Here is a 25477-nt window from a genome sequence, read left to right as displayed (position 1 = left end):
CATGACGCCGGCCGCCCGAGTCGAGGCCGCCTACGACCGCATCGAGTCCGCCGACCGGCCCGAGATCTGGATCCACCTCAGGCCCCGCCACGAGGTGCTCGCCGAGGCCGCCGGAATCGATCCGACGCTGCCACTGGCCGGCCTGGTCGCAGCGGTCAAGGACAACATCGACGTGGCCGGCCTGCCCACGACCGCCGGCGCGCCGTCCTACGCCTACCGGCCGGACGCCGACGCGCCCGCGGTGGCACGGCTGCGCGCGGCCGGCGCGGTGGTGCTCGGTAAGACGAACCTGGACCAGTTCGCCACCGGCCTGGTCGGCACCCGCAGCCCTCACGGTGCGGTGCGCAACGCCTGGGATCCGGCCCGTATTTCCGGCGGTTCGTCCTCCGGCTCCGCCGTCGCGGTCGCGCTGGGCATCGCCGACATCGCACTGGGCACCGACACGGCCGGCTCCGGGCGGGTGCCCGCCGCCCTCAACGGTGTTGTCGGCGTCAAGCCCACCAAGGGCCTGGTGCCCGTGACCGGGGTGGTCCCCGCCTGCTACACCCTCGACTGCGTGACCGTCTTCGCCCGCGACCTGCGGCTCGCCCGCACAGCCGCGGAGATCGTCGAGGGCCCCGACCCGTCCGACCCGCTCTCCCGCACCGGTACCCAGCTCCCGCCGCCGGCCGCGCGCCCCAGGGTCGCGGTCCCGGCCGAGGAGCACCTGCGGGGCATGGCCGACGGCTGGCGCGAAGCCTTCGCCGCCGCCGTCGCCCGCCTGGCGAGCACCGGAGTGGAGATCGTCGAGGTCGATGTCGCCCCACTGCTGGATGCCGCTCAACTGCTGTACGGCGGCGCGTTCGTGGCCGAGCGGTACGCGGCTGTGGGTGAGCACCTGGAGAAGCACCGGGCCCTGATCGGTACGGACCTCGACCCCACGGTCGCGTCCATCGTGCTGGCCGGCCGCGAGAAGACCGCCGTCGACTGGGCCGCCGACACCGCCCGGCTCGCCGCCCTGGGCGCCGCCGCACGCGCGGCCCTGGACGACTGCGCGGCGCTGCTCACCCCGACCACCACCTGGCACCCCACCCTCGGCGAGGTGGCGGCCGACCCGGTCGGCGCCAACGCCCGCATGGGCCGGTTCACCAACTTCGCCAATCTCCTGGACTACGCCTCGCTCGCCGTCCCCGCCGGGTTCGTGGACGGCCTGCCCTTCGGCGTGATGCTCTCCGGCCCCGCCTTCTCCGACCGCGCCCTGGCCGCCTTGGCCGAGCGGTTCGCCAACCCGGGACTCGACCTGTTCGTGGTCGGGGCCCACCTGACCGGGCAGCCCCTGAACGCCCAACTGGTCCAAGCCGGCGGCACGTTGGTGGGCACCGCGCGTACCGCCCGCAACTACCGGCTGCACGCTCTGGCCACCGAACCGCCCAAGCCGGGCCTGGTCCGGGTCGAGGCGATGGGCACACATGCCGGCCCGGAGGCAGCAGGCCGCCCGGGCATCGAGGGCGAGGTCTGGAGACTGCCGGCCGCGGGGTTCGGGGCGCTGACCGCGGCCGTTCCCGCGCCGATGGCCATCGGCACCGTCGAACTGGCCGACGGACGTCGGATCAGTGGCTTCCTGGTGGAGCCGCACGCCGTCGAGGACGCACCCGACATCACCCGCTTCGGGGGTTGGCGGGCCTATCTGGCCTCGTCCTGACCGGAGGCGGCACCAGCGGGCACCCGGTACGGGCCAGGGCCGGGGGTTCGCCATCGAGGTGGCAGGATGTGATCATGAAGACGACGCGGCCCCGCCAAGGCAGACCCCGGCACACGCCGTCGTCCGACCCCCACACCTCTGCGCGCGACCAGATTCTCGACGCCGCCGGTGCGCTCTTCGTCGAACACGGGATAGCCGCCACCAGTACCCGCATGATCGCCGAGCGGGTGGGCATCAGACAGGCCTCGCTGTACTACCACTTCACCACCAAGGACGACATTCTCGCCGAGCTGCTGGCCACCTCAGTCCGGCCGAGTCTGGAGATGGTGGAGCGGATCCAGGGATGGGTGCCCGAGCGGGCGAGTGCCGCCGCGGCGCTCTACGCGGTGGCCGCGACGGACGTACGCACTCTGTCCCGCACGCCCTACAACATCGGCACGCTCTACCTCCTGCCGGAAGTGCTGGCCGCCGAGCGGTTCGACGCCTTCCGCGCCGACCGGGAACAGTTGCAGGAGAGCTACGGGGCTCTCGGCGCCGCGGCGGCGACCGAGGGCGTCGCCGGCAGCCTGCCGCCCGAGCGGATCGGGGAACTGCTGATCCAGTTGGTGGAGGTGGTCATCCAGATACGGCGTTCCCGTGAGCCGGACGCGGACGACACCGATGCCATCGCGTCGTCGTGCCTGCGCCTGTGCGGGCTGGACGAGCCGGCGGTGACCGCGGCCAGGGACGAGGCGCGGGTTTTGCTGAGCCGCCTCGCCTGACCGACGGGCTGCGGTGGGCCCTCAAGCGGCCCGCCGTCGCAGTGCCGTCACAAACGGAGTGGCTGTCCTGTCCTTGCTGTGGACAGTCCCTGTTTGGAGGAATTCATGAGCGCAGAGCACGCACACCTGCCCCCGGGCGTCGAGGTGATCACGACTCGGTCGGAGGCGGCGGCCTGGATACCGGCCGGCTCCGAGGCCAGGACCATCCGGGTCACCCTGGCGCCCGGTGACCCCGGCGCGCCGCCGCACCGACACCCCGGGCCGCTCTTCGGGTACGTGACCCAGGGCGAGATCCTCTTCGAGCTGGAGGGGCAGGTGCCCCGGGTGCTCAGGGCCGGCGACGCCCTGTTCGAGCCCGGCGGCGATGTGATCCACTACCAGGGCGCCAACAACCTCCCGGACGCGCAGTCGCAGCTCGTGGTGACGATGTTCGCGCCGCCGGGAACCCCGGTTCTGACCGTTGTCAGCGCGCAGGAACTGGCCGAACGGCGACACCTGCGCGCGACTCAGCGGTGAGTCTCACCGGTCAGTGTCCGGGTCCCTTGACGGCGTAGGCCGCGGTGCCGGTGACCGTGAGGATCAGGGCCGTCCAGGTGGCCGATGCCGTGCCGGGTGGCAGCAGCATCCAGGTCGCCACCTCCATCGGCCTACTGGTCGGGGGTGGGGCGAAGGACGAGAACGTGAGCCACGCGAACGGCAGCGTCCATGCGTACTGGCCGCCCGTGAGGGCCGCTCCCAGGGCGGCCAGTCCCATCAGACCCGCGCTGTCCCGCACGACGAACGCGGTGGTGGCCAGGTCCCCGCCCATGGTCTGCAGTGTCAGCAGCACCGTGCCGACGACCGCGCCGGCGAGCAGCGCGTGCGCCGCTCTGCGAGGCACCCAGCGGATCGCCGCCGTCCGGTCCAGCGCGAGGTCATGGCCGCTGAGCCCGATCGAGGCTGCCATCGCCCCCGCGGCGAGCACGAGCACGGCAGGCCGCGGATCACCGGTCCCCTCGCCCCCGTCCCGGGCGAGTGCCCAGACCGCCAACGCGCTGATCACCACCGCGGCGAGCGACGCGGGTACCTGGCGCGAGCGCGCGTACAGCGTCAGCCATCTCACCGGGACGCACCCCCGGACAGCGCTTCGAACGCATCGCCCTCGCAGGAGAGAGCGACGGAGTGCATGGCGTTGATCCGTGAGAGCTGTTCGGCGCGCGGCAGCGCCATGAGCTTCTTCCACACCGGGCGGGCCAGAGCGATCTGGTCATTCGGAGAGTGGGGGGAGCCGTTGAGCGCCTTGAGGTCCCCGAGGACCCAGCTCGCCGCGATGCTCTGCGCGGCGGCGTCACTGAGCGTGCCGGTCCAGCCGAGGGGGGAGCACCCTGGCACCATGCCTTTGGCGATCAGCGCCCGGGTCAGTTCCTCGCCCTTCGCGTCGGCGATGATGCCGTCGTCGAAGTCGAGGAGCAGGGTCTTGCGGGACCACTGCGGTGCGGAGCCGTGCGGCCGTACGGTGACGCTCTCCCGGATCGAGTCCGGCGCCTGGCCGCCCAGGGCATCGTGCATCAGAATCAGCGCCTTCTTGCCGCGAGGCCCGAGGTCGTTGAGTCGTGACTCATGCGTCTTCGTCACGCACACAGGGCCGTCGCACACCAACTCCGCGGCCGCCTCGTCGACGACGTAGATCCGGTGCGGGTCGGAGGGGAGGACCAGCAGGGCGACCACCGCACCCGCCAGGACGGGCGCCAGGGCGATCAGCCGGGTGCGCCAGGTCGCGGCGACCAGCAGCGCGAAGCCGGTCGCGGCCATGCCGAGCAGCCAGATCGTCTGCCCGACGTGCACGGAGGCGGAGAGCGTGACGAACACACTGCGCACCTCCTCCACCGCGGGTGACAGCAGGGTGAGCCGGGTCGGCTCCGTGCTGTCGACCCCCGTCGCCGCGTCCGTCTCCTTCCGGCCCAACCACATCGGCATGAGGGCCGTGAACACGAAGGCACTCAGGGCGAGAACGGGCGGGGTGAGCGCGGACGCCAGAGCCCGTCCGGCCCCCATGCCGAGCGCCGCCCCGGCGACCAGAAAGAGTGCCCCCACCAGCGAGATCGGCAGCCATCCGAGGTGCGTGTACTCCGTGTTGGCGAGCACCTGGACCGCGCCCACGAGGACGAGGAGCGAAAAGGCCGAGGCCAGGGTGACGGCCGTCGTGCCTACCAGCGTGGCCGCGCGGTGCCAGGCGGGCCGGGGCGTGCTCGTCAGCAGCTCGGACATCTTCGAGCGGTGGTCGCGCAGACCCTGCAACGCCCCGAGTCCCACGGCGAGCGGCCACAGGTAGAACAGCATGGCGCGGGTCCACAGGGCCATCGGCGTCCACTGGGCCGTCCACGCCGTGGTGCCCCTCCACCACGCGGCGTTCACCAGGTACAGGAAGCCCAGCGCCGCCGTCAGGACCACGGCGCCGGCCCATGGGGCGACGGAGCGCCTGAGTTCGATGCGCAGGACGCGGACGTTCACCAGGTACCCCTTCCCTGCTTGGGGTTGAGCAGCATGGCGGAGTAGCCGCGCTCCAGCGGGCTGTCGCCCTCGTGCTCAGGGCCGCCCACCGAGGCCAGTTCGTCCGGCGGGCCCTGGAAGACCAGTCGCCCCTCGGCGAAGAGCACCACGTCGGTGCAGGCGGCGGCGACGTCTTCCACCAGGTGTGTCGAGACGACGACGCAGGTGTCCGTGCCCAACTCCTGCAACAGCTCGCGGAAGCGCAGCCGTTGTGCCGGGTCGAGGCCTACCGTCGGCTCGTCCAGCAGCAGGATCGTCGGGTCGTTGACGATGGCCTGGGCGATGCCTACCCGCCGGACCATGCCGCCCGACAGGGCCTTCATCCTCTCGTCGGCTCGGTCCGCCAGTCCCACCCGCTCCACGGCGCGCTGCACCGCCGCGGGGATGTCCGGCTTCGGCACCTCCTTCAGCCACGCCATGTACTCGACGAACTCGCGCACGGTGAAGCGCTTGTAGTAGCCGAACTCCTGCGGCAGGTAGCCGATCCGACGACGCAGCGCACGGTGCTCGCCCCTGCCGCCGACGGACTCGCCGAGCAGCTCCAGGTTGCCCTCGGTGGGGCGCAGGACGGTGGCCAGTGTCCGGATGAGGGTGGTCTTGCCCGCCCCGTTGGGGCCGAGGAGTCCGTGTACGCCGGTGCCCAGCGACAGGTCGAGCCCGTCGACGGCCATCCGTTTCCTGCCGACCCTGACCTTCAGCCCGGTGGCCTGGATCTCCCAGGCGTAGGCCGTCGGTGTGATGTCGGCCGCGCTCACCGCGGACGTCATGTGGTGTTCCTTTCCGATGGTCATCGATGGGTTCCCAGCACGGAGTAGGCGCCTCGGCGGGCGATCACGACCCCGATGCCGAGCGCAAGGATCAGCCCCCACACGGGCAGACCGTCCGTCTGCAGGGCGAAGGTCATACGGCTGGTGGCCACGGTCGGCGCCACGACCACGGCGGCCCATACGGCGGCGAGGCCGACGGCGGCACGGGTCACACCGACGACACCGCCGAGCGCCAGGGTCGCCGCGGTGAAGGCCAGGCAGGGCAGCAGCCACTGAGCCACCATCACCCCCGTCGCCCAGCCGCCCACCAGCAGGGCGGGGACGACCACGCCGAGGACGGACGCGGTGCGCCGCAGCACCAGATAGAGCCCGGCCCTGGGCACCGCGGCGGTCAGTTCGTACGCCGGGTCCAGACCGCGCGACCAGGACGCCGCGACGCCGAGCACGGGCAGGACCGGCGCGAACAGCAGCACCAGCGACACCTCGCCGGTACCGGTGCCGACCAGGTCGAGCAGCAGGGCCAGCAGCGTCACGCCCAGGACCATCGCCAGCCAGGGCACCATCGCGGGCGTCATCCACCTCGACAGCCGTGCCGACCAGCGCCGTCCGCGCGGCATCGTGGCGGTGACCGCCAACTGGGGTTCGAGGCCCGACCACACGGTGTCGACCAGTGATGCCACGGCGGGCACCCCGGCATCGACGGCGGCGGACAACCGGTCACGGCACACCCGGCACGTCTCCAGATGGGACTCCACGGCCCATACCTCGTCGGCGGCGAGGTCCGCGCCGCCACGCGCGTAACCCTCGATGATCCGCATCGACGCGTGTTCCACACTCATGCCAGCGCCCTCCGCATCGCGATCCGGGCCCGGCGGGCACGGGTCTTGACCGTGCCTTCGGGCAGCCCGAGCAGGACCGCGGTCTCCCGGACGGACAGCCCGTCGAGCACCATGGCCTGAAGTACCTGTCTCAGCTCCGGCGCGAGGCACCGCAACGCGTCCCCGACATCACCGCCGACGGTCGCCGCGAGCACCTCGTCCTCGGCGGCGGGCGCCGCGTCGGGCACAGCGGCGGCGGCAGGCGGCACCGCGTGGTGAGCCCTGCGCCGGAACGCGTCGACCAGACGGCGCGCCGCGATCGTCCACACCCAACCGGTGGCCGTCCCGCCGGCCGCGGCGCCGGCGAACGCCCCTGCCGCGCGCCACACCGCCAGGTAGGTCTCCTGCATGACCTCCGCGACGATCTGCTCGTCCCCGCACCGCCGACGCAACCGCACCGCCAGCCACGGCGACGTCCGCCGGTACAACTCCTCGAACGCGGCACGGTCGCCACGTGCCACCAACCGGACGAGACGCTCCTCGTCCAACTCGTGCAGCGCTGCTCTGACTGATCTCACACCCACTAGACGCCCGAGCCCGGCCGCGGGTTTTCCCCTCAATGTGATCCCCGCCACAAGCGGGCGAGCGGCGAGAAGTGCCGGGCCTGGGACAACGGCCTCTGGCCGCCGGCGAGTCGCGGCCGGGAGGGCTCGTGTGATTCGAGCCTGCTGTGAAGAGATCGCAGAGACCGGCACTCGTCGTCACTCTGAGTGGTATAACGATTACCTTCGGCGATGGAGTGTGCGTGGGGGCACGGTGACGACGGTGGGGGTCTTCCGTGATGTGCTGCGTGGCGGTGCGCGAGGGCGCGTGCAGAGCCTCAGGGGCAGCGGATATGCGCTCGTCCTCTGGTCAAGAATGCGGCACGGGATGGGCCCGTTCGGCGCGGTGGTGCTCGCCGTCGCCCTGCTGTCCGTGATCCTTCCCGGCGTTCATCGGGAGACCGCCTGGCTCAACTTCGGCAACCGGCTCGGCGAGCACACCTTCACCCTTGGTCTGCCAATCGTCGGTGCCTTTGCCTGCTGGCTGGGCGGAACCGACACACGTGCCGGCACAACCTGGCTCGGCGACGCCGCTGCGCGACGTCCGCTCGCCTGGATCACGGACGGACTGGCACCGGCGGTGCTCTGGCCGCTTGCCGGTTACGCCACCGCGACCGTGATCGGCTTGCTGACGGTCCTGCAGGCCGGGTTGCAGGGGGCATTTCCCTTTGACGCGATGGCCTCGAACGCGGCGTCGCTGATCGCTGTTGCCTGTGTCGGCTACGCCTTGGGTCGAGTGATTCCGCTGCGTGCCGCCGCCCCACTCACAGGTCTCGCGGTCGTCGCGCTGTGTGCCGGAGGCCTCGGGGAAGTGCTGGGGATCACTGAGGGCTTTGCTCGTCAGACGTATACAGGTCCGGACGTCCCACGGCTCACCGCGCTGTACGGCACGCCCACTCCCTCGTGGCTTCCCTGGTTGGTCACGGCCTGCTTCCTCGCCGTGGGGGCGGCAGCGGTGCTGTTGAGCGCACGTCGGTGGGCTCTGGCGGCATTGGTGCTGATGCTCGTCATCCCGGTCAAACTCTGGCTGGCCGTGTCTCCGACCCTTGACGGTGACCAGCGCATGGCACCAGCCCCGGTGGAACTGGCCTGTGCCGGCAGTGGGCCCCGGGTTTGCGTCGGCGCGGACGCCGCAGACGGTGACGACCACCTGGCTGAGCGGGCGAGGCAGGTCGCCAAGCGACTGGCGGGAGTCCGCGGCACTCCCACCCACTACGTGATCACCGCAACCTTCCCGTTGACCGAGGGCTACTTGACGCGCTGGCCGCGCGGGGAACCGTGGCCCGTCACGGCCATGGTGGGCGGAATCGACGAAGGGCCGAACCTCTCCCTGGAGAGCGAGCTCGCCAGGGAACTCATGTGGCAGGCGGCCATGTACAGGTGCGACAGCGAGTTGGACGAAGAGGTGTACAACTGGCTGGTCCCCCCGGAGCTCGGCCGCCTGACGTTCTACTACCTCGGCGAACCGCCGAGCGAGACCTCCAGGCTCGCTGTCCTGCCTCGCCGAGAACGCATCGCATGGCTCAACTCCTACTTCAACGGCCCGGATTGTCCGCCGGCCCTCGCGCGCCATCGTTCCCAACACGTCGAGGCAGCACCGTAATGGCAGCATCACGCTCAGCTCCGCGGTCTGCCGCGCCCCTGAACCGACTTGTGTCCGCTCCGTGGCTGCACGCGACACAGGGACCACGCCTGCCCTGGCTGCTCGCCATCGTCGCCGTGTGCACGATCGGGGTGGTGCTCGCCCACAACGCAGACTCCAAAGGTGCACTGCCCGTGCTGCTGGCAGCCGCCCCGGTGCTGCCTCTGCTGTGCGTGGCCAGCAGCTACGGCGGCCGCGCGGACCCGTTCGTCGAAGTCACCCGTACGACCCCGGCTGGCGGCCTGCGGATCCTGCTGATCCGCAGCGGGCACATCCTCCTGATCTGCCTGCCGCTGCTCACCGCCGTGGCAGAACTGCTGCCCGAGAACCGCTGGACGCCCGGCGCCGCCACCTGGCTGCTGCCGGCACTGACCCTCACGCTCTTCACACTGGTGGCCGGCTCCTACATCGGCTGCTGGCCGGCCGCACTACTGACCACGACCGGCTGGATGGTGATCGTCGGCGCGGTCACCGAGGTGGTCAACAAGAAGCCCGGAAACCGGTCCAAGGACTTCAGCGAACTGCTGCCCGCGGTACTCCGGGAACTGATCGGGGGCTCGACCCAGATGTGGTGGGCCATCGGTGCGGCCGTGCTGGTCCACCTGCTCGCAAGACGCCGACATGCCTTCGACCGCGCGGGAGGCCGCCGATGATCCGCACCCTGAACCTGTGCGTACGGCGGCGCCGTGCCCTCGCGGTGGACGGAATCGATCTCGACCTCGGTCCCGGTGTCCATGGTGTCCTCGGCTCCAATGGCGCCGGAAAGACCACCCTGATCCGCACCCTTGCCACCGCAACCGCCCCCACCGAGGGCACCCTCACGCTGCTGGGCCGCGACCCGGCCAGCCCCGCCCAACGCCTGGAGATCCGCCGCCGGCTCGGCTACCTGCCGCAACAGTTCGGCGTCTACCGCAGCTTCACCGTGCGCGAGTTCCTCTCCTATGCCGCATGGCTGAAGGAGATGCCGGGTGCCGCCATCCCCGGCGCGGTGCAGGAGGCCGTTGCCCGTGTCGGGCTGGCCGACCGCATCGACCGCAAACTACGGACCCTGTCCGGCGGCATGAAGCAACGGGTCGGCATCGCACAGGCCATTGTCAACGACCCCGAACTGCTGCTCCTGGACGAGCCCACGGCCGGGCTCGATCTCGAGCGGCGAAGTGAATTCCACGCCCTCCTGCGCGATATGGGACAGGTCGCCTGCGTCGTACTCACAACCCACCAGCTCGAGGACATCACCGAAGCGTGCACCACCGCGACCGTCCTCAACCAAGGGCGCCTCGTCTTCTACGGAACCGTCGAAGAACTGGCAACGGCAGGGGGTTACACGGCGGTCCTGCACCAGAGCCGGTCCATGAGGCCACGGCGGCGGCCATCGGGAATGCCGTAAAGGGCGGAGTGCCGGCGGGCCCGCCGAGCCGCAGGGTGTCAGGTCGACCAGATCACCCCGCCGTTCTGCACGATCACCACCTTGGCGTCGGCGCGCAGGACGAGTTGGGCGCCCTCATGGCCGTAGGTCTGGGAGGCCCAGATGGGGCGGTCGTCGCCGTTGTGGATGACGAGGTTGCCGTCCTGCTGGAAGATCGCCCGGTGGTTCGCGCCGAACGTCATGGACGCCCAGATCGGGTTGCCCTGCTCGTTGTAGACGACGAGGTTGCCGTCGGTCTGCATGACCATCCGGATGCGGTTGGTCGTCCAGGCCTGATTGACCTCCAGGACGCTGGTCGCGAAGACCGTCTCGGTGCTCCAGTTCGGCTTCGGGCTCGGTTTGGGCTTGGGCTTCGCCTTGGGCTTGGTCGTGGGCTTGCTGCTCGGGCTGGACTCCGGTGTGGGCAGGGCGGGTTGAGGGGCGGCGACCTTCGCAGGCGCGCTCTTCGTCGACTTCGCCTTCTTCGGGGACGGACTGGGCTTCTCGGCCACGTAGTCGTCGAGGGCGGCCGGGGCGGAGGTCGGGTTGAGGACGGTGTCGGAGCCTTCCGCGGCCAACCCCTTGGCGGAGTCCGGGGGTCCGTCGTCCTTCGCGCTGCCGGTCAGCAGCAGGGGTATGGCGATCAGTGCGGCGCCGGCTATCGCTGCCCCCGCCAGGATCGGCTTGCGGGGGCGTCCGCTGCCTACGCCGGTGTTGGTCCTGCCACCCGGCGGCGTCGTCCCGACGGCCACGGCTACGGCGACTCGCCCGTCGGGCGCCTCGGTGGTCCCGGCGGCTGCCGCGGCCGAGGGCGGGGTGGCGGCGGACTCCTCGGGCCCGGCGGCGGTCTCCCCGGCCCCGGTGGGAGCGGCTTCTCCGGCTCCGTGGGCGGCGGCCTCCCTGGCCCCGGTGGGGGCAGTCTCCCGGGTTCCGTGGGTGGCCGTCCCCCCGGCCCCGGCGGGGGCGGTTTCCCCGGCTCCGTTGCCAATGGTCTCCTGGGATCCGGCAGCAGTGGGCTCCCCGGATCCTGCGGCGCGGGCCGCCGTGGCCCCGGTGTTCCCGGACTCGGGCTCCGTCTCCGCCTCCGGAGCTGGTGCTTGGTTCGGCGTCGGCTCGTCCGGTGCGGCGGGTGAAGGCGCTAAGCCGGTTTCCCCTGCGCGGGCGGCGGCCGCCTCCGCGTTCGCGTCGGGGGTGGGGTGCTGGGGAGACATGCGGTACTCCTCCTCGGTGGCGGAGCTGTCGGTTGTGGCCGGGGCCCGTGCAGTGGTCGGCTGGACGAACACCGGGAATCCCGGCGGGCGTTGAGCGGGTGCCGCGCCGGACGGACGGTTCGGCCCGTTCGTAGTGGTCGAGGTGCACTGACCTGCCGCGGTGGCGGCCGCAGGCAGGTCCGACCCCGTGCCGAGCTACGAGATCTTCCCGTACGGCCCAACTTAGCCCGTACCGGGGACGATCAGCCGACCACCTCCCTCAACTCTCCCGGCGCTTTGTCCACTCAGGCCTCGCTGCTCCCGGAAAGTCCCCGAACCGGGCAGCAAACGGGCACGCGGACGCGCCATTCGGACCCCGCCCGCCCCGCAACGGGCGGTACTCGTGTGGCATCCTGGGGCTCCCGATCTGATCATCGTCGGCGCGTGCGCACGCCGCCGGCGCCCAAGTGTTCGTACTGACCGAAGAGTTCAGGTGGAGATGCGGCCCGGACAACGGCAAGAGGGCGGGCACGACGTCCCGTCCGCGGTGCCCGACAGCCCCGGCCCAGCCACCGTGGAGTCACCCGGCTCCGACGACGCCGAGGCCACCGACACTCCGGAGATACCCGAGGCCGTACGGGACGCCGCCCGCCGGGCGCCCGGCCACTGGATCGGGATGGTGGACCCGGAGTGGGCACAGGACCATACGCCGCCGGAATGGGCGGTGTTGGGGGAGTGGCGGTCGGACGAGAGCGGGGATGTCGCGGACTACCGCCCCAACCTCGCCTACCGGCCCTCGCCCCGGGTGCTCGGATGGCCCGAGCCCACCGACCCGGTGGACGCGGCGGCACAGCGGGCCGCCACGGGATACGGCTCGGTGGACGAAGCGTTCGCGGCGCTCGCGGAAGCGGAGATCACTGTGGTGCGCGGACCGGACGGCGGGCCGCTCACGGCCGCAGGACTGGACGGGGCGCCGGTGATCCTTTCGTTCACCTCACCGGCGCATGAGTTCATGTCCGCGGCACTTCGACATGACACGGTTCCGGCACAGGAGCTGGCACGATCACTGCGCGGTTCCGGAGCGCTGCTGATGGTCAACGCCGGTGCCGTGGCTCCCCTGCTCGTCCCGGCGGACAGGCTCCTCGACGCATTGCCCGAGCCGGAAGGCGAGCGGGAGCCCGTGGCCCCCTCCGAGGTCCGGACCCACAGCTCTTCTGAACCCTGGCCCCACCCCACAGGGAGGACCCCGTGACGCGTTCGGCCCACCACACCCCCACCTCCCCGAGGCCGGAGTCCGGCTCCGGCGGCGAGGAGACGGCCCCGGCCACCGCCGTCGCGCAGACTCGGCCCGAGATCGAGCCCGAGGCCGCGCAACGGAACTCCGGGGCCGGGCAACCGAACCCCGAGGCCGCGCAACCGAACTCAGGGGCCGCGCAAACGAACTCAGGGGCCGGGCAAAGGAACCCCGAGGCCGCGCAACCGAACTCAGGGGCCATTCAAGCGAAGACCGGGGCAGAGGGAACGGCCGCCGAGGTCGAAGCATCCGGAGCCGCGGCCGAAGCTGCCGCTGCGGGCCGTACCACCGAGCCCGAGTCCGAAGCCGCTCCCGACAGCGCCACAGCCCCCGGCAGCCGGTCCGAGTCCGAAGCCGCTCCTGACAGCGTTACAGCCACCGGCAGCCGGTCCCAGTCCGAAGCGGAACCTCATTCCGACTCCGAGTCCGACCCCGGTGCGGCCGCGGCGGCCAAGAGCCGGCTGCCCGCGCTCGTGCGGACCATGACCGCGACCGCCATCGACCGGCCGCAGCAGCAGACCGCTCACGTGGGCCGGCCGGGCAAGGCCGTGCTGGCCGGAGCCGCGGTCGCCGGAGCGCTGCTCGTGTCGGTGCCGTTCCTCGTGCTCACCGGGGGCGACGACAAGGACTCCAAGGCGGCCCCGGCGGGAGGAACCGTTCTGGGTGGCGGCGGGCAGGAGGCGCCGGGCGACTTCGTGGTGACCAAACCCGACACAGGCGCCCCGGACGACGGCGAGAAGAACTCCGCCAAGCCCGACAAGCCGGCGAAGCACGCCCCCGGGGGCGGCGCGGCAAAGGGCTCGGGCAAGGAGACGCCGAAGCAGGACGGCGGTCAGAAGGAGCAGCCCAAGGGGGACGCGGGCCAGCAGGACCAGCCCGCGAAGTCGGGCGGCGGAAAGGCGTCCGGGGGCGGCGACAACCAGCCCGCGAACCCGGGTTCCGGCGTGACGTTCAGCGCCCCGGTCTCCGTGCGCAGCCACCTCTCCGGCCGCTGCCTCGACGTACCGAACGCCGACTTCGGCGACGGCAAGAAGCTGTTCGTGTGGGACTGCAACAACGGCGTGGCGCAGAAGTGGCAGTTCGCCTCCGACGGCACCATGCGCATCCAGGGCCTGTGCCTGGACGTCGCCAACGCGAACTACAACGACGGCACCCCGATCCAGATCGCCCGGTGCAGCGGCAACGCCGCCCAGAAGTTCGTCCTGAACGAGCGGCACGACCTGGTCAACACCGTCGTCGGCAAGTGCGTAGACATCAAGGACAACAACACGGGCAACGGTGCCTGGCTGCAACTGTGGACCTGTGCCGGCACCGACAACCAGAAGTGGAGTGTCTGACCGCGCGTCGGACGCCTTCCGGCCGAGAGCATCGCTCCCGGCATCTGCCCGCCCCGGCAGCGGGGCATGATGGCACCGTCGGCTCGCCGACACCCGGCCCCCGGAGATCGGGGGCACGCTGAAGTCGTTGCCCCAGCAAGGAGGTTGGTGCGTGTCGCGCCAGGTACTGACGGTCGGTCCCGGGGACCGGGATCGCTACCGGACGATCGGTGAGGCACTCTCGGCTGCCCGTACCGGCGCGCTCATCAGCGTCCGGCCCGGGACGTACGCGGAGAACCTGGTGATCCACACCCGGGTCACCCTCACCGCCGCCGAGGGCCGGGGCACCGTCGAGATCCGGCCGCGTTCGGGCAGCGTGCTAGCCCTGCGCGCCGACGCCGTGATGCTCTCCGAGCTGACCCTGCGCGGCGGTGACGCCGAACTGCCCGTCGTGGACGTGCGCCGTGGGCAGGCCGCGCTCGACGGCTGCGAGATCGTCGGCGCCGCCTGGACCGCGGTACTGGCCGGAGGCACCGGCTCCCTCGCGCTGCGGGACTGCCGGGTGAGCAACCCCCAGGGCGCCGGCATCGTCGTCACCTCGACCACGCCGACCACCGTGGAGTCGTGCACCTTCGAGCACCTGGGCACCAGCGGTCTGGTCATCTCCGAGCAGGGCGAAGCGCGGCTGCGTGGCTGCACGGTGCGCGCCGCCCGCGGCAACGGCCTGCTAGCCAACGGCGAGGCCACCGGCAGCGTCGAGGACTGCGACATCTCATCCACCGACAAGCCCTCCATCGCCCTGGAGCAGAACTGCTCCCTCACGGTGGTGCGCACCGTGGTGCACGACACCAGCACCGGAGTGCACCTGAGCAGCGCGGGCCGTACGACGCTGGAGGACGTCCGCGTCACCGGAGCCTCCGGGAACGGCATCGCGCTGGCCGGGGGCACCGACCCGGTGCTGCGCCGCTGCCGCGTCTCGCGCACCCGGGGCCACGGCGTGCTGGTCACCGACCGGGCGCGCGGCACCTTCGAGGACTGCTGGGTGGACGGCGCGCAGGGCGCGGCGCTCCGGGTCGCGGGGGCCGCCTCCCCGGCGCTGACCGGCCTGACGGTCCGGGACTGCGAGCAGACGGGCCTGCTCCTGGAGGAGGACTCGGCGGCGGAGCTCGACCGCCTGGAGGTGATCGGCGGCTCGCCCGCGGTCTCGGTGCGCGGCGGCGCCAACCCGCTGCTGCGACGGGCCCGGCTCGTGGAGCCCGCCGGCGACGGCATCGTGGCCGGCAAGGACGCCCGCGGCCGTGCCGAGGACTGCGAGATCGTCCGGCCCAAGGGCGCGGGCGTGCGCGTGGCCTCCGGCAGCACCCTCTACCTGGCCGGCGGCGGCGTCTCGGACACCGCCACCAGCGGCCTGGTCGTGGAGGACGGCGGCAACGTCACCGTCCGCGACTTCCGCGTCGAGATATCCGGCGAGGAAGGCGTCGTGGTCGCGGCGGGCGGCGAACTGACCGCCAACCGCACGACGGTGCACGCCCCGCAGGGCCACGGCTTCCTGCTCCGCGAGGGCGCGCTGGCCTCGCTCAGCGGCTGCGAGGTCTCCGGCGGAGCCCAGGACGGCTTCCGGGTGGAGTCCACCGCCCCTGTCTCGCTCGTGAACTGCCTGGCCCGGGAGAACGAGGGCGGCGGCCTCGTGCAGACCACGCCCGGCGAACGGCTCGCCGTGGACGGCCTGAAGAGCACCGGCAACGGCAAGCGGGACGCCTGGGGCAGCGGCAGCGCCGAGAACACCGACCCGGCCGGCTCCGGCGCCGCGGACGCGCCTCCGCCGGACCGCGTGGACGGCCCGCTCGGCGCCCTCAACGCGCTGATCGGCCTGGAGAACGTCAAGCAGCAGGTCGGCACCCTGGTCAACCTGACCCAGCTCGCCCAGCGCCGTGAGCAACTCGGCATGTCCGCACCGCCGATGAGCAGACATCTGATCTTCGCAGGCCCGCCGGGCACCGGTAAGACCACCGTCGCCCGCCTCTACGGGGCGATCCTGGCCGAACTGGGCTCCCTGCGCAGCGGCCACCTCGTGGAGGTCTCCCGCGCCGACCTGGTCGCACAGGTCGTCGGCGGCACCGCGATCAAGACCACCGAGACCTTCCAACGGGCCCTCGGTGGCGTGCTGTTCATCGACGAGGCGTACACGCTCACCGCGGACAGCGGCAACGGCGGTGCCGACTTCGGCCGTGAGGCGGTGGACACCCTGCTGAAGCTGATGGAGGACCACCGCGACGACGTGGTCGTGGTCGCGGCCGGCTACTCGCGCGAGATGGAGTCCTTCCTCGGCTCGAACCCCGGCCTGGCCTCCCGCTTCTCCAGGACCGTCGAGTTCGAGAACTACTCCGTGCCCGAACTGGTCGCCATCATGGAGAACATGTGCGGCCAGCACCAGTACGAACTGGGCGAGGGCACCGCGGCCGCGCTGGCGGCCCACTTCGAGGCGATGCCCCGGGACGCCGGATTCGGCAACGGCCGTGCCGCGCGCGGGGTGTTCGAGGAGATGGTGGACCGGCAGGCCGTCCGGCTCGCCTCGCAGGCGCAGGTCGGCGAGCACGATCTACGGTTGCTGCTGCCGGAGGACGTGTCCGCCACGGCCGCCGCGAAGGCCGCCGAGTCCGGTGCGCCTCAGGACGACCCGCTGACCCGCCTCGGCGACATGATCGGCCTGGCCGAGGTGAAGCGCGACGTCGCGGACCTGGTCAACCTCATCACCACGGCCCGCCACCGCGCCGCCGCCGGGCTGCCGGTGCCCTCGCTCAGCCACCACCTCGTCTTCACCGGCCCGCCCGGCACGGGCAAGACCACCGTCGCCCGCCTCTACGGCGAGATCCTGACCCAGCTCGGCATCCTGGAGCGGGGCCAGTTGGTGGAGGCGGCCCGCGCCGACCTGGTCGGCCGCTACATCGGCCACACCGCCCAGCTCACCCGCGAGGTCTTCGAACGGGCCCGTGGCGGTGTGCTGTTCATCGACGAGGCGTACACCCTCACCCCGCAGGGCGGCGGCGCCGACTTCGGCCAGGAGGCGGTGGACACCCTGCTGAAGCTGATGGAGGACCACCGCGACGAGGTGGTCGTCATCGTCGCGGGCTACACCGGCGAGATGGAGCGCTTCCTGTCCTCCAACCCGGGTCTGTCCTCCCGCTTCCCGCGCCGGATCACCTTCGCCGACTACTCCTCCGAGGAGCTGGTCACCATCGTGCGCGCACAGGCAGCGGCCATGGGCTACGAGTGCGGGCCCGGCACCGGCCCGGTGCTCAAGTCGTACTTCGAGGCGCTGCCCCGGGACCGCTCGTTCGGCAACGCCCGGCTGGCCCGGCAGGTGCTCGAATCGATGGTCACCCGCCAGGCGGGGCGGCTCAGTTCGCTGGCCGCGCCGACCCTGGACGACCTGCGCATCCTCCTTGCCGAGGACGTTTCCGCGGCCCCGAAGGCGGCCGGACTGTGAAGCCGCCCGCCCACGGGGCCGCCCGTCTGCTGTCCGGCGCCGGCCTCGCGGCCGCCCTGCTGCTGCCCACTGCCGTTCCGGCCCATACGGCACCCCACTCGGGGATACCGACGGCCGACGGGAAGAAGGGCCAGGAACTTCCCGCGATGCCCTCCACGCTCGACGGGGACGCCGAGTGCACCGCCGCCTCCCGGGAGAAGGCGAAGAAGCAGGACTGGTCACGCCAGCGCCTCGACCTGGACCGGGTGCACGGGCACGGCATCGGGGCGGGCGTGACCGTCGCCCTGATCGACACCGGCGTCGCCCCCGACGCCGACGGCCTCGACGGCCGGGTCACCGCCGACGGCTCGGCCGCCGAGGACTGCGTCGGGCACGGCACCTTCCTGGCCGGGCTGATCGCCGGGACCGGTGCCCGTCTCACCGGAGTCGCCCCGGGCGCGCGGATCCTCGCCCTGCGCGGCACGGACACACGCGGTGAAGCGAGCCCGGCACTCGTCGCCGCCGCGGTACGCGAGGCCACCGACGCCGGGGCCGACGTCATCGCGGTCACGGTGGCCCTGCCGCGCCAGGACGCGGACCTGACCCGAGCGGTCGCCGACGCCATCCGCGCGGGCGCGACCGTGGTCGCCGCTGCCACCCCCGACCCGCCGACGCGGGGCGGCGCCGACGACATCCCGTCCCGCGTGTACTGGCCGGCCGGGGAACCCGGAGTCCTCTCGGTCGCCGACATGCTCCCCGGCGGCCTGCGCCCGGACGGCGCCCTGCCCACCACGGGCATCGACCTGGCCGCACCCGGGGCCGGCGTGGTCTCCGGGGGCCCGCGCGGTGTCGGCCACTACCTCGGCGCCGGCTCCTCGGTGGCCGCCGCCTACGTCGCCGGTGCGGCCGCCGTGGTCCGCGCCGCACACCCGGACGACTCGCCCGCCGCCGTCACACACCGCCTGATCGCCACCGCCTACCCCGCGGACATCCCCCAGTTGGACGCGTACGCCGCTGTGACCACGGTCCTCGGCGACTCGGATACGTCGGCCGGCACCGGGCGCGCCGCGGACCGCGTCGCCGTCCGCGACACCTCCGCCGCCGACGCCGCCACGGACCGAGCCACCCTCTTCGTCATCCTCGGCTCCGCCGCCGTACTCACCGTCCTGTGGGCCGCCTTCACGCTGCCCCGGGCGCGCGCTCGGGGCTGGCGCCCGGCGCGGGCCGGGGGATCGGCAGAGGACTGACACGGGTCGCCGAGGGCGCGCAGCGCACTGACGGTGCTTACGGGAACGACGACGGCGGGGGTCACCAGGTGACCCCCGCCGTCCTCCTTCGGTCTCAGTCCTCCTGCTGGGCGGCCGTCTCCACCAGTGCCGTCTGCATCAACCGTGCCTTGCGGCGGGCGATGTGGAGGGCTCGGCCGGGCGGGAGGTTGACGGGCTTGGCGTTGCCGAAGAGGCGGCCCTCCGTGGGCGGGCAGGAGAGCAGGATCGCCGGGTTGTTCGCCTCGTCGATACGGCGGATGAGGGCGTCGCTCAGGCCCCGGCCCGCTCCCATGGCGCTGCGGGCGACGATCACGTGCAGGCCCATCTCGAAGCCGAGGGTCAGATGCTCGAAGAGCGGCTCGAAGGGGCTCTGGAAGGAGTTACTGGCGACCATGTCGTAGTCGTCGACCAGGATGAACAGACGCGGGCCGGTCCACCAGTCGCACTTGCGCATCCGGGCGGGGGCGATGTCCGCGCCGGGGACGCGGGTCTTCATCGCGCGGGCCGCGCCGTCGATCGTCTCCTTCAGGTTGTCCAGGGAGATGACGTGCCCGATGCGGTACTCCTCGGGGATGCCGTCCACCAGCGTGCGCCGGTAGTCCACCGCGATGATCTTCGCCTCGTGCGGGGCGTAGCGGGCGGTGATGCCCTCGGTGACGCGGCGCAGCAGGTTGGTCTTGCCGCTCTCCGTGTCGCCGACCACGATCAGGTGCGGGGTGCGGCTGAAGTCGTGCCACACCGGCTCCAGGGCGTCCTGGTCGATGCCGAGCGGGAGACGCATGCCGCCGCCCTCGGTGGGCTCGGGCGCGGGGAGTTCGGCGAGCGGCAGCCGGTGCGGGAGCATCCGGACCTGCGGGGCGGCCGGGCCGGACCAGTGCTTGGCGACCTCGCCGACCAGGTGGGCGACGCCGTCGCCGAGGTCCTCCAGGGAGCCGCTGCCGTCCAGGCGGGGCAGGCCGGCGAGGAAGTGCATCTTGCTGTCGGCGGTGATGCCCCGGCCGCCGCTGCGCGGCACAGAGCGGGCCTTGCGGGTGTCGATCTCCGAGTCCATCGGATCACCCATCCGCAGCTCCAGGCGGGTCGCGGCCTGGTCGCGGACCTGCGCGGACAGCTCCACCCAGCGGGTGGTGGTGATGAGCAGATGGATGCCGTAGTTCAGGCCGCGCGCGGCGAGTTCGTTGAACTTCGGGACCAGGTCGTCGTAGTCCTGACGGACCGTGGACCAGCCGTCGACCACCATGAACACGTCGCCGAAGGGCTCGTCGGGGAACTCCCCGGCGGCGCGGCGACGGCGGTAGGACTGCATGGAGTCGATGGTGTGGTCCACGAAGAACTGCTCGCGGCGCGCGAGCAGCGTCATCACCTCGGCGACGGCCCGGTGCACGCGCTCGGGGTTCAGCCGCGCCGCGACACCGCCCACGTGGGGGAGCGCGGCGAACTGGGAGAGTCCGCCGCCGCCGAAGTCGAGGCAGTAGAACTGGATCTCGGCGGGGGTGTGGGTGAGGGCGAGGCCGGCGATCAGGGTGCGGGCGAGGGTGGACTTGCCGCTCTGTGAGCCGCCCGCGATGGCCACATGGCCACCGGCGCCCGAGAGGTCCACGACCAACGGGTCGCGGCGCTGTTCGAAGGGCTTGTCCACCAGGCCTACCGGGACGCGCAGTCGGCCGGTGCCGGACCAGCCGGTGGCCGTGAGCCCGCGTTCGGCGTCGGGGGCGATGCCCGGCAGCAGGGCGTCCAGCGGGGCCGGCTCGTCCAGCGGCGGCAGCCACACCTGGTGGGCGGCGGGGCCTGAGTCGCGAAGCCGGTCCAAGGCGACGTCGAGCAGGGTCTCCTCGTCGCCGGTCTCCTCGGTCTCCGGCTCCGGGGCGGGCGTGGGGTCCAGCGTGCGCGGCACCACCCAGCCACTGGTCCACGGCACCACCTGGCTGGCCACGCGGGCCTGCACGACCGCGCCGGTGCGGCGCCGGTACGTACCCGAGGAGTAGGCGGCACGGAAGCGGGTCAGGGCTTCCACGCCGGACTTGAGATAGCCGCTGCCCGGCTGGGCGGGGAGTTCGTAGGCGTCCGGCACGCCGAGCACGCCGCGGCTCTCCATGGCGGAGAAGGTGCGCAGTCCGACGCGGTACGACAGGTGGCTCTCGAGCTGGTGCATGCGGCCCTCGTCCAGGCGCTGCGAGGCCAGCAGCAGGTGCACGCCGAGGGAGCGGCCGAGGCGGCCGATCATCACGAACAGGTCCATGAACTCGCGGTGTGCGGAGAGGAGTTCGCTGAACTCGTCGACCACCACGAACAGGCTCGGCAGCGGGGTCAGGTCCGCCCCGCCGGCCCGGGCCCGCTCGTACTCCAGGGCGGAGGTGTAGTTGCCTGCCGCGCGCAACAGCTCCTGGCGGCGGATGAGTTCGCCGTGCAGGGCGTCCTGCATGCGTTCCACCAGGGCCACTTCGTCGGCGAGGTTGGTGATGACGGCGGAGGTGTGCGGCAGTTCCTCCAGGCCGAGGAAGGTGGCGCCGCCCTTGAAGTCGACCAGGACGAAGTTGAGGGTCTCGGAGGAGTTGGTCAGGGCGAGGCCCAGGACGAGGGTGCGCAGGAGTTCGCTCTTGCCGGAGCCGGTGGCGCCGATGAGCATGCCGTGCGGGCCCATGCCGCCCTGCGCGGACTCCTTGATGTCCAGTTCCACGGGGCGGCCGTCCACGCCGACCGCGATCGGCACCCGCAGCCGGGCGGAACCGGTGTGCCGCGCGAACAGGGCCTTGGTGTCGTGCCGGTGCAGATCGGGGATGCCGAGCAGGGTGGTCAGCTCCACGTCGGAGTCCAGCGGCTGCGCGATGTCGGTGCCCAGGCTGATCCGGCGGGAGGCGAGCAGCCGGGCCAGCGACTCCGCGCCGAGCGGGCCGAGCCGGTCGGGCCGGCCGAGCGGCACCGAGCGTTCCTTGCGGCTGCGGTCGGTGCGTACCAGGCTCACCTGGTCCGCTCCCACGGTCAGCCGCAGTGTGTTGCGGCCGGGCCGCCAGCGCAGCGCGCCCGAGACGTCCAGCACCACGGCGTTGCGGTAGCCGTGGCCCTCCCAGCGGTGACCCTCGGGGACGGTGATGCCGTCCAGGACGACGACCGTGTACGGCTCGTCACGGCCCGGACGGGCATCCGGGTCGAAGCCGGGGCGTTCGGCGAACTCGGCGCCGAGCAGGTCGTCCAGCTCGGTGAGGTCGGCGGTGATCCGGCGGACCTGGCCGGCGCCGTCCTCCTCGTGCGGATGCAGCGCGTGCGGCAGCCACTTGACCCACTCCCAGTCGGCCCGCCGCTCGTCGCTGACGCAGAGGGCGATCCACAGCTCCTCCGGCGCGTGGAACACGGCGAGCTGACCGAGAGCGGCACGCACCAGGGCGCGTACGGCTTCGTCGTCGGCTCCCTCACGCTCCCCGGACGATGCGGCGAGCTCCTCGCCCAGTGTCTCCTCGGGCCGGAGCATCACCCGCGCCGAGGAGCGCAGGTAGAGGCCGAGGGGTTGTTCGGGGATGGTGGAGTAGGCCCGGATGAAACGGCGCAAGGCGTGCGCGCAGAGTGGTTCGAGGTCCTCCACCGGGCGGGTGGACACCGGGTTGAGGGAGAGGGCGAGCTGCTGCTCGCCGACCGCGAGCCGGACCTCGCCGAAGTCCTCGTCGGCCGGGCGGCGTTCCCACAGCCGTGAGGTGCGGGCCAGCGAACGCAGGGACGAGGGCTCCGGATGGCGCCAGGCGAGCGCCCGCTGCTGCTCCACGATGGTGGACCGGACCCGCTTGCGGGTCTGCGCCAGATAGCGGAGGTAGTCGCGGCGTTCGCCCTTCAGGCGCTGCTTGCGCTCGCTGGAGCGGCGCATGAGCTGGCCAAGCAGCATCGCGCCGGCGGACAGCGCCATGACACCCATCGCCAGGTAGATGAAGACGCCGTTGCCACCGCCCGGACGCAGGAACATCAGCATCATCGACACCGACATCAGCGCCATCGGCAGATAGGTCCATATCGCCGAGGTGTCGGGCACCGTCTCGGCGAGGACCGGCGGCTCTTGGAGGGTCAATTGCCCTTCGGGCATCTCCGGTCCGCGCCTGCGGGCCGGCCGGCGAAACAGCACCACACTCAAGGAACAGAACCTCCGGTTTCACTGGCTTTCCGGCCCGCGCCGAATACCGGGACACCCGGTAGCCGGAAAGACCGCACCGCGCTCATTTTCCGGGAGCCCGGGTACGCGGTGAACGCCGGATGAATGTTGTGAGCGGAAAGCAGGGAACGGCCAACTCTCCCACCATTCAACTGCATACCGGACAAGGAGCCCGGCCCCAGCACGTTCCGGCGAGCGTAGGCAGTAGTCTGCATTCACCTGACGCGACCTGTCCACGCGGGAGAGGTGGTTACCGGGCACAGGGACGCAATTCCCCCGTGCGACCCCCGTGTTCTGGCCCGTGCGGACCTTCCGTACTCTTCGCACTGCCCCGCTCGCGGGGAAGTCCTCCTGCCAAAACCCCCACGGAAGACGAGAGTTCAGTCTGATGACCGACAGTGCGGTGGCCGAACTGTGCCGCCTGACCGTACGCGCGCCGAGCGTCTCCGTCGATCTGGCCGTGCCCGCCGACGTGCCGGTCGCCGATCTGCTGCCCACGCTGCTGCGTTATGTCGGCGAGGAGGCCGAGGAGGCCGGACTCGACCACGCCGGCTGGGTACTGCAGCGGCTGGGTGACGCCCCGCTCGACGAGGAGACGACCCTGGCGCGCGCCGGGCTCGCCGACGGGGACGTGCTCTATCTGCGTCCGCACACCGAGGCGCTGCCCGAGGCGCGGCTCGACGACCTCGTGGACGGGATAGCCGAGACCGCCGCACGAAGGCTGCACACCTGGCACCCCGAGGCATCCCGCGGACTGCTGGTGGGTGCCACGGTGGCGACCGTGGTGGCCGCTCTGGTGCTGGTGTTCTGGCCGGGGGTGGCGGGCTCCGGCTCCGTACGAGCCGCCTGCGCCGCCGTGTCGGGACTGCTGCTGCTCGCGGGCGCAGGCACCGCCAGCCGCGCCGTCGGCGACCGTCTCTCCGCGACCGGGCTCGGTCTGCTGGTCGCGCCCTGTCTGGCGCTCGCCGGCTGGGTGCTGCCCGGCGGTGATCTGACCGGCCCGGACGCGGCCCAGGTCGCCGGCGCACGGCTGCTCGCTGCGGGCGCGGCCGGTGCCGGCGGCGCGGTCCTCGCGCTTGCCGCCACGGCGGTCGGCGCCCCCGCCCTGCTGGGCACCGCGGTCGTGTCGGTGGCCGTCGCCATCGCCGGCGCCCTGATCGGCTACACCGATCTGGACGTGCCGGCGGCGGTCGCGCTGGTGGCGACGGTGTTCGTACTCGCGGCCGGAACCGTGGCGCCCTTCGCCTTCAAGCTGGCCGGGATGCGCATGCCCGCCCTGCCCTCTTCCGCCGGCCAGCTCCAGGAAGGCATCGAGCCCTACGCGGGCAGCGAGGTCGCCGAGCGCACCGAACTGGCCGGGCGCTGGGTCGCCGCCCTCTTCGCCGTCACCGGCGTCATCGCCGCGGCCGCCCTGGTCGTCCTCGCCGAACACCCGAACCTGCCCGAGGTGCTGACCGCGCTCGCGCTGAGCCTTCTGCTGCTTCTGCACTCCCGGGGCCTGGTGCACATCGGCCAGCGGCTGACCCTGGCGGTGCCCGGGATCTGGGGGCTGCTGCTGCTCTCCCGTAGCTGGGCGCAGGACAGCGACGGCGACGGGCGGCTGGTGGTCTTCGCGGTACTGCTCGGCGCCGCGGCCGCGCTGGTGATCGCCGCCTGGACGGTGCCCGGCCGCCGGATGCTGCCGTACTGGGGCCGGGCGGCCGAAGTGGCGCACACCGGCATCGCCGTGGCGCTGCTGCCGCTCAGCCTGTGGGTGGCGGGACTCTTCGGCTGGCTGCGCGGCCTGTTCGGCTGAGTACACCCGCACTGCGGCAAGAGAACGACTAGGAGAGGCCGTGCAGTCCAAACGCGACCAGGTACACGCCCACAGCTTCATGATGGGCAGGCTCAGTTCCGGCCTGCTGATGGCCGACCCGGACGCCCCGGAGAGCCCGCTCGGGCGCACCACCCGCGGCGTGGTCTTCGGCGTTCTGGTCACCGTCCTGGTGGGTGCGGGCGCCACCGTCTACGGCCTGCTGCGCCCCGGCGGGAACGACGCCTGGCGCGACGACGCGCACCTGGTGGTCAACCGCGACACCGGTGCCCGCTACCTGTGGACCAACACCGACGGCGTGCTGCACCCGGTGCGCAACTACGCCTCCGCGCGGCTGATCGGCGGCTCCGACCTGGAGACCGTGGACGTCGCCACCGCCTCGCTGCGGGACGTCCCGGTGGGTGCCCCGGCCGGCATCCCCGGGGTCCCCGACACCGTGCCCGAGCCCGGCCAACTCGACGACGGTGCCTGGCACATGTGTGTCACCGGTCCGGACGGCGCACTGCCGGACACCTCCGGTGCCATGGCGGACATCGGGGTGGACAAGCCCGGGGCGACCACCGTGGTGGCCGGCGCGCCACTGGACTCCAGCGGCATCGGCGGCGACCGCGGCGTGCTGGTGGTCGGGCCGGACGACACCGAGTACCTGGTGTGGCGGGGGGGGGGGGGGGGGCCCCCCCCCCCCCCCTCCCCCCCCCCCCCCCCCCCTCCCTCCCCCCCCCCCCCCCCCCCCCCCCCCCCACCGCCGCTTTCGCGGCTCTGCGGCCACTGCCGAGGCGACGGTTGTCAACGC

Annotated in this window: 19 protein-coding genes; 12 read left to right on the top strand and 7 right to left on the bottom strand. The window is 72.3% G+C overall.

Annotated elements, in window-relative coordinates; genetic code table 11:
- The first annotated feature begins 1 nt into the window (after position 1).
- From ACZ69Q_RS30760 to ACZ69Q_RS30750, 3 genes are all read left to right on the top strand, one after another.
- Positions 2–1681, top strand: a complete 1680-nt coding sequence (locus tag ACZ69Q_RS30760; RefSeq protein ID WP_471048256.1) for an allophanate hydrolase — start codon at positions 2–4, stop codon at positions 1679–1681.
- 74 nt (positions 1682–1755) lie between these two features.
- Entirely contained in the window at positions 1756–2442 is a 687-nt protein-coding gene (locus tag ACZ69Q_RS30755) for a TetR/AcrR family transcriptional regulator (RefSeq protein ID WP_471047900.1), read from the top strand.
- Positions 2443–2547: 105 nt separating this feature from the next.
- The gene (locus tag ACZ69Q_RS30750) at positions 2548–2958 is read left to right on the top strand and encodes a cupin domain-containing protein (RefSeq protein WP_471047898.1); all 411 of its coding nucleotides are present in this window, start codon (positions 2548–2550) and stop codon (positions 2956–2958) included.
- A gap of 10 nt (positions 2959–2968) precedes the next feature.
- Here ACZ69Q_RS30750 and ACZ69Q_RS30745 read toward each other — a convergent pair whose 3' ends face one another.
- From ACZ69Q_RS30745 to ACZ69Q_RS30725, 5 genes are read right to left on the bottom strand one after another with little or no spacing between them, the layout of a single operon-like run.
- Entirely contained in the window at positions 2969–3544 is a 576-nt protein-coding gene (locus ACZ69Q_RS30745; RefSeq protein WP_471047896.1) for a hypothetical protein, read from the bottom strand.
- Positions 3541–4932: a hypothetical protein gene (locus tag ACZ69Q_RS30740; protein WP_471047893.1), complete on the bottom strand. Its 1392-nt coding sequence runs from the start codon at positions 4930–4932 to the stop codon at positions 3541–3543. The genes ACZ69Q_RS30745 and ACZ69Q_RS30740 overlap by 4 nt, the downstream gene beginning before the upstream one ends.
- Positions 4929–5762: an ABC transporter ATP-binding protein gene (locus tag ACZ69Q_RS30735; protein WP_471047890.1), complete on the bottom strand. Its 834-nt coding sequence runs from the start codon at positions 5760–5762 to the stop codon at positions 4929–4931. The genes ACZ69Q_RS30740 and ACZ69Q_RS30735 overlap by 4 nt, the downstream gene beginning before the upstream one ends.
- Positions 5759–6577: a zf-HC2 domain-containing protein gene (locus tag ACZ69Q_RS30730; protein WP_471047887.1), complete on the bottom strand. Its 819-nt coding sequence runs from the start codon at positions 6575–6577 to the stop codon at positions 5759–5761. Before ACZ69Q_RS30730 ends, ACZ69Q_RS30735 begins: the two co-directional genes overlap by 4 nt.
- Positions 6574–7134 (bottom strand): RNA polymerase sigma factor, encoded by a 561-nt coding sequence (locus ACZ69Q_RS30725; protein ID WP_471047884.1) that lies wholly within the window; start codon positions 7132–7134, stop codon positions 6574–6576. The genes ACZ69Q_RS30730 and ACZ69Q_RS30725 overlap by 4 nt, the downstream gene beginning before the upstream one ends.
- Before the next feature lie 247 nt (positions 7135–7381).
- On the opposite strand from ACZ69Q_RS30725, the gene ACZ69Q_RS30720 reads away from it, so the two are divergent.
- Genes ACZ69Q_RS30720 through ACZ69Q_RS30710 form a run of 3 tightly spaced genes read left to right on the top strand, consistent with a single transcriptional unit; the run spans position 7382 to position 10187 of the window.
- Positions 7382–8761, top strand: coding sequence for a hypothetical protein (locus ACZ69Q_RS30720; protein ID WP_471047881.1), 1380 nt, complete (start codon positions 7382–7384; stop codon positions 8759–8761).
- Between the two features lie 50 nt (positions 8762–8811).
- Positions 8812–9453 (top strand): hypothetical protein, encoded by a 642-nt coding sequence (locus ACZ69Q_RS30715; RefSeq protein ID WP_471047878.1) that lies wholly within the window; start codon positions 8812–8814, stop codon positions 9451–9453.
- Positions 9450–10187, top strand: coding sequence for an ATP-binding cassette domain-containing protein (locus ACZ69Q_RS30710; RefSeq protein ID WP_471047875.1), 738 nt, complete (start codon positions 9450–9452; stop codon positions 10185–10187). Before ACZ69Q_RS30715 ends, ACZ69Q_RS30710 begins: the two co-directional genes overlap by 4 nt.
- A 38-nt stretch (positions 10188–10225) precedes the next feature.
- On the opposite strand, the gene ACZ69Q_RS30705 is transcribed toward ACZ69Q_RS30710, so the two are convergent.
- A complete protein-coding gene (locus tag ACZ69Q_RS30705; RefSeq protein ID WP_471047872.1) occupies positions 10226–11416 on the bottom strand; it encodes a mannose-binding protein in 1191 nt (396 codons plus the stop codon).
- A gap of 472 nt (positions 11417–11888) precedes the next feature.
- Between ACZ69Q_RS30705 and ACZ69Q_RS30700 the strand changes: the two genes are divergently transcribed.
- The 4 genes from ACZ69Q_RS30700 (at position 11889) to ACZ69Q_RS30685 (ending at position 18718) form a co-directional block, all read left to right on the top strand.
- A complete protein-coding gene (locus ACZ69Q_RS30700) occupies positions 11889–12647 on the top strand; it encodes a type VII secretion system-associated protein (RefSeq protein ID WP_471047869.1) in 759 nt (252 codons plus the stop codon).
- Between the two features lie 524 nt (positions 12648–13171).
- Positions 13172–14026, top strand: a complete 855-nt coding sequence (locus tag ACZ69Q_RS30695; protein WP_471047866.1) for a ricin-type beta-trefoil lectin domain protein — start codon at positions 13172–13174, stop codon at positions 14024–14026.
- A 151-nt stretch (positions 14027–14177) separates the two neighbouring features.
- A complete protein-coding gene (locus tag ACZ69Q_RS30690) occupies positions 14178–17492 on the top strand; it encodes a right-handed parallel beta-helix repeat-containing protein (RefSeq protein WP_471047863.1) in 3315 nt (1104 codons plus the stop codon).
- Positions 17489–18718, top strand: a complete 1230-nt coding sequence (locus tag ACZ69Q_RS30685; RefSeq protein WP_471047860.1) for a S8 family serine peptidase — start codon at positions 17489–17491, stop codon at positions 18716–18718. Before ACZ69Q_RS30690 ends, ACZ69Q_RS30685 begins: the two co-directional genes overlap by 4 nt.
- A 94-nt stretch (positions 18719–18812) precedes the next feature.
- On the opposite strand, the gene eccCa is transcribed toward ACZ69Q_RS30685, so the two are convergent.
- Positions 18813–22805 carry a type VII secretion protein EccCa gene (gene eccCa, locus ACZ69Q_RS30680; RefSeq protein ID WP_471047857.1) on the bottom strand — a complete coding sequence of 1331 codons (3993 nt, stop codon included), beginning with the start codon at positions 22803–22805 and terminating at the stop codon, positions 18813–18815.
- Positions 22806–23259: 454 nt separating this feature from the next.
- On the opposite strand from eccCa, the gene eccD reads away from it, so the two are divergent.
- The gene (eccD, locus tag ACZ69Q_RS30675; protein WP_471047854.1) at positions 23260–24666 is read left to right on the top strand and encodes a type VII secretion integral membrane protein EccD; all 1407 of its coding nucleotides are present in this window, start codon (positions 23260–23262) and stop codon (positions 24664–24666) included.
- 40 nt (positions 24667–24706) lie between these two features.
- On the top strand, positions 24707–25477 hold a 771-nt coding region (eccB, locus tag ACZ69Q_RS30670; protein ID WP_471047851.1), incomplete at its 3' end, for a type VII secretion protein EccB.

The organism is Streptomyces sp. NPDC036764 (genome assembly GCF_055609385.1).
Note: the sequence above shows the minus strand (reverse complement) of the source record. Positions and strands in the feature narration are given on the sequence as shown.

What these genes read in the sequence shown, in the direction of transcription:
- ACZ69Q_RS30760 (WP_471048256.1), top strand. Translation starts at nt 2, where the DNA reads ATGACGCCGGCCGCCCGAGTCGAGGCCGCCTACGACCGCATCGAGTCC.
- ACZ69Q_RS30755 (WP_471047900.1), top strand. Translation starts at nt 1,756, where the DNA reads ATGAAGACGACGCGGCCCCGCCAAGGCAGACCCCGGCACACGCCGTCG.
- ACZ69Q_RS30750 (WP_471047898.1), top strand. Translation starts at nt 2,548, where the DNA reads ATGAGCGCAGAGCACGCACACCTGCCCCCGGGCGTCGAGGTGATCACG.
- ACZ69Q_RS30735 (WP_471047890.1), bottom strand. Translation starts at nt 5,762, where the DNA reads ATGACCATCGGAAAGGAACACCACATGACGTCCGCGGTGAGCGCGGCC.
- ACZ69Q_RS30730 (WP_471047887.1), bottom strand. Translation starts at nt 6,577, where the DNA reads ATGAGTGTGGAACACGCGTCGATGCGGATCATCGAGGGTTACGCGCGT.
- ACZ69Q_RS30710 (WP_471047875.1), top strand. Translation starts at nt 9,450, where the DNA reads ATGATCCGCACCCTGAACCTGTGCGTACGGCGGCGCCGTGCCCTCGCG.
- ACZ69Q_RS30705 (WP_471047872.1), bottom strand. Translation starts at nt 11,416, where the DNA reads ATGTCTCCCCAGCACCCCACCCCCGACGCGAACGCGGAGGCGGCCGCC.
- ACZ69Q_RS30695 (WP_471047866.1), top strand. Translation starts at nt 13,172, where the DNA reads ATGACCGCGACCGCCATCGACCGGCCGCAGCAGCAGACCGCTCACGTG.
- eccCa (WP_471047857.1), bottom strand. Translation starts at nt 22,805, where the DNA reads ATGCCCGAAGGGCAATTGACCCTCCAAGAGCCGCCGGTCCTCGCCGAG.
- eccD (WP_471047854.1), top strand. Translation starts at nt 23,260, where the DNA reads ATGACCGACAGTGCGGTGGCCGAACTGTGCCGCCTGACCGTACGCGCG.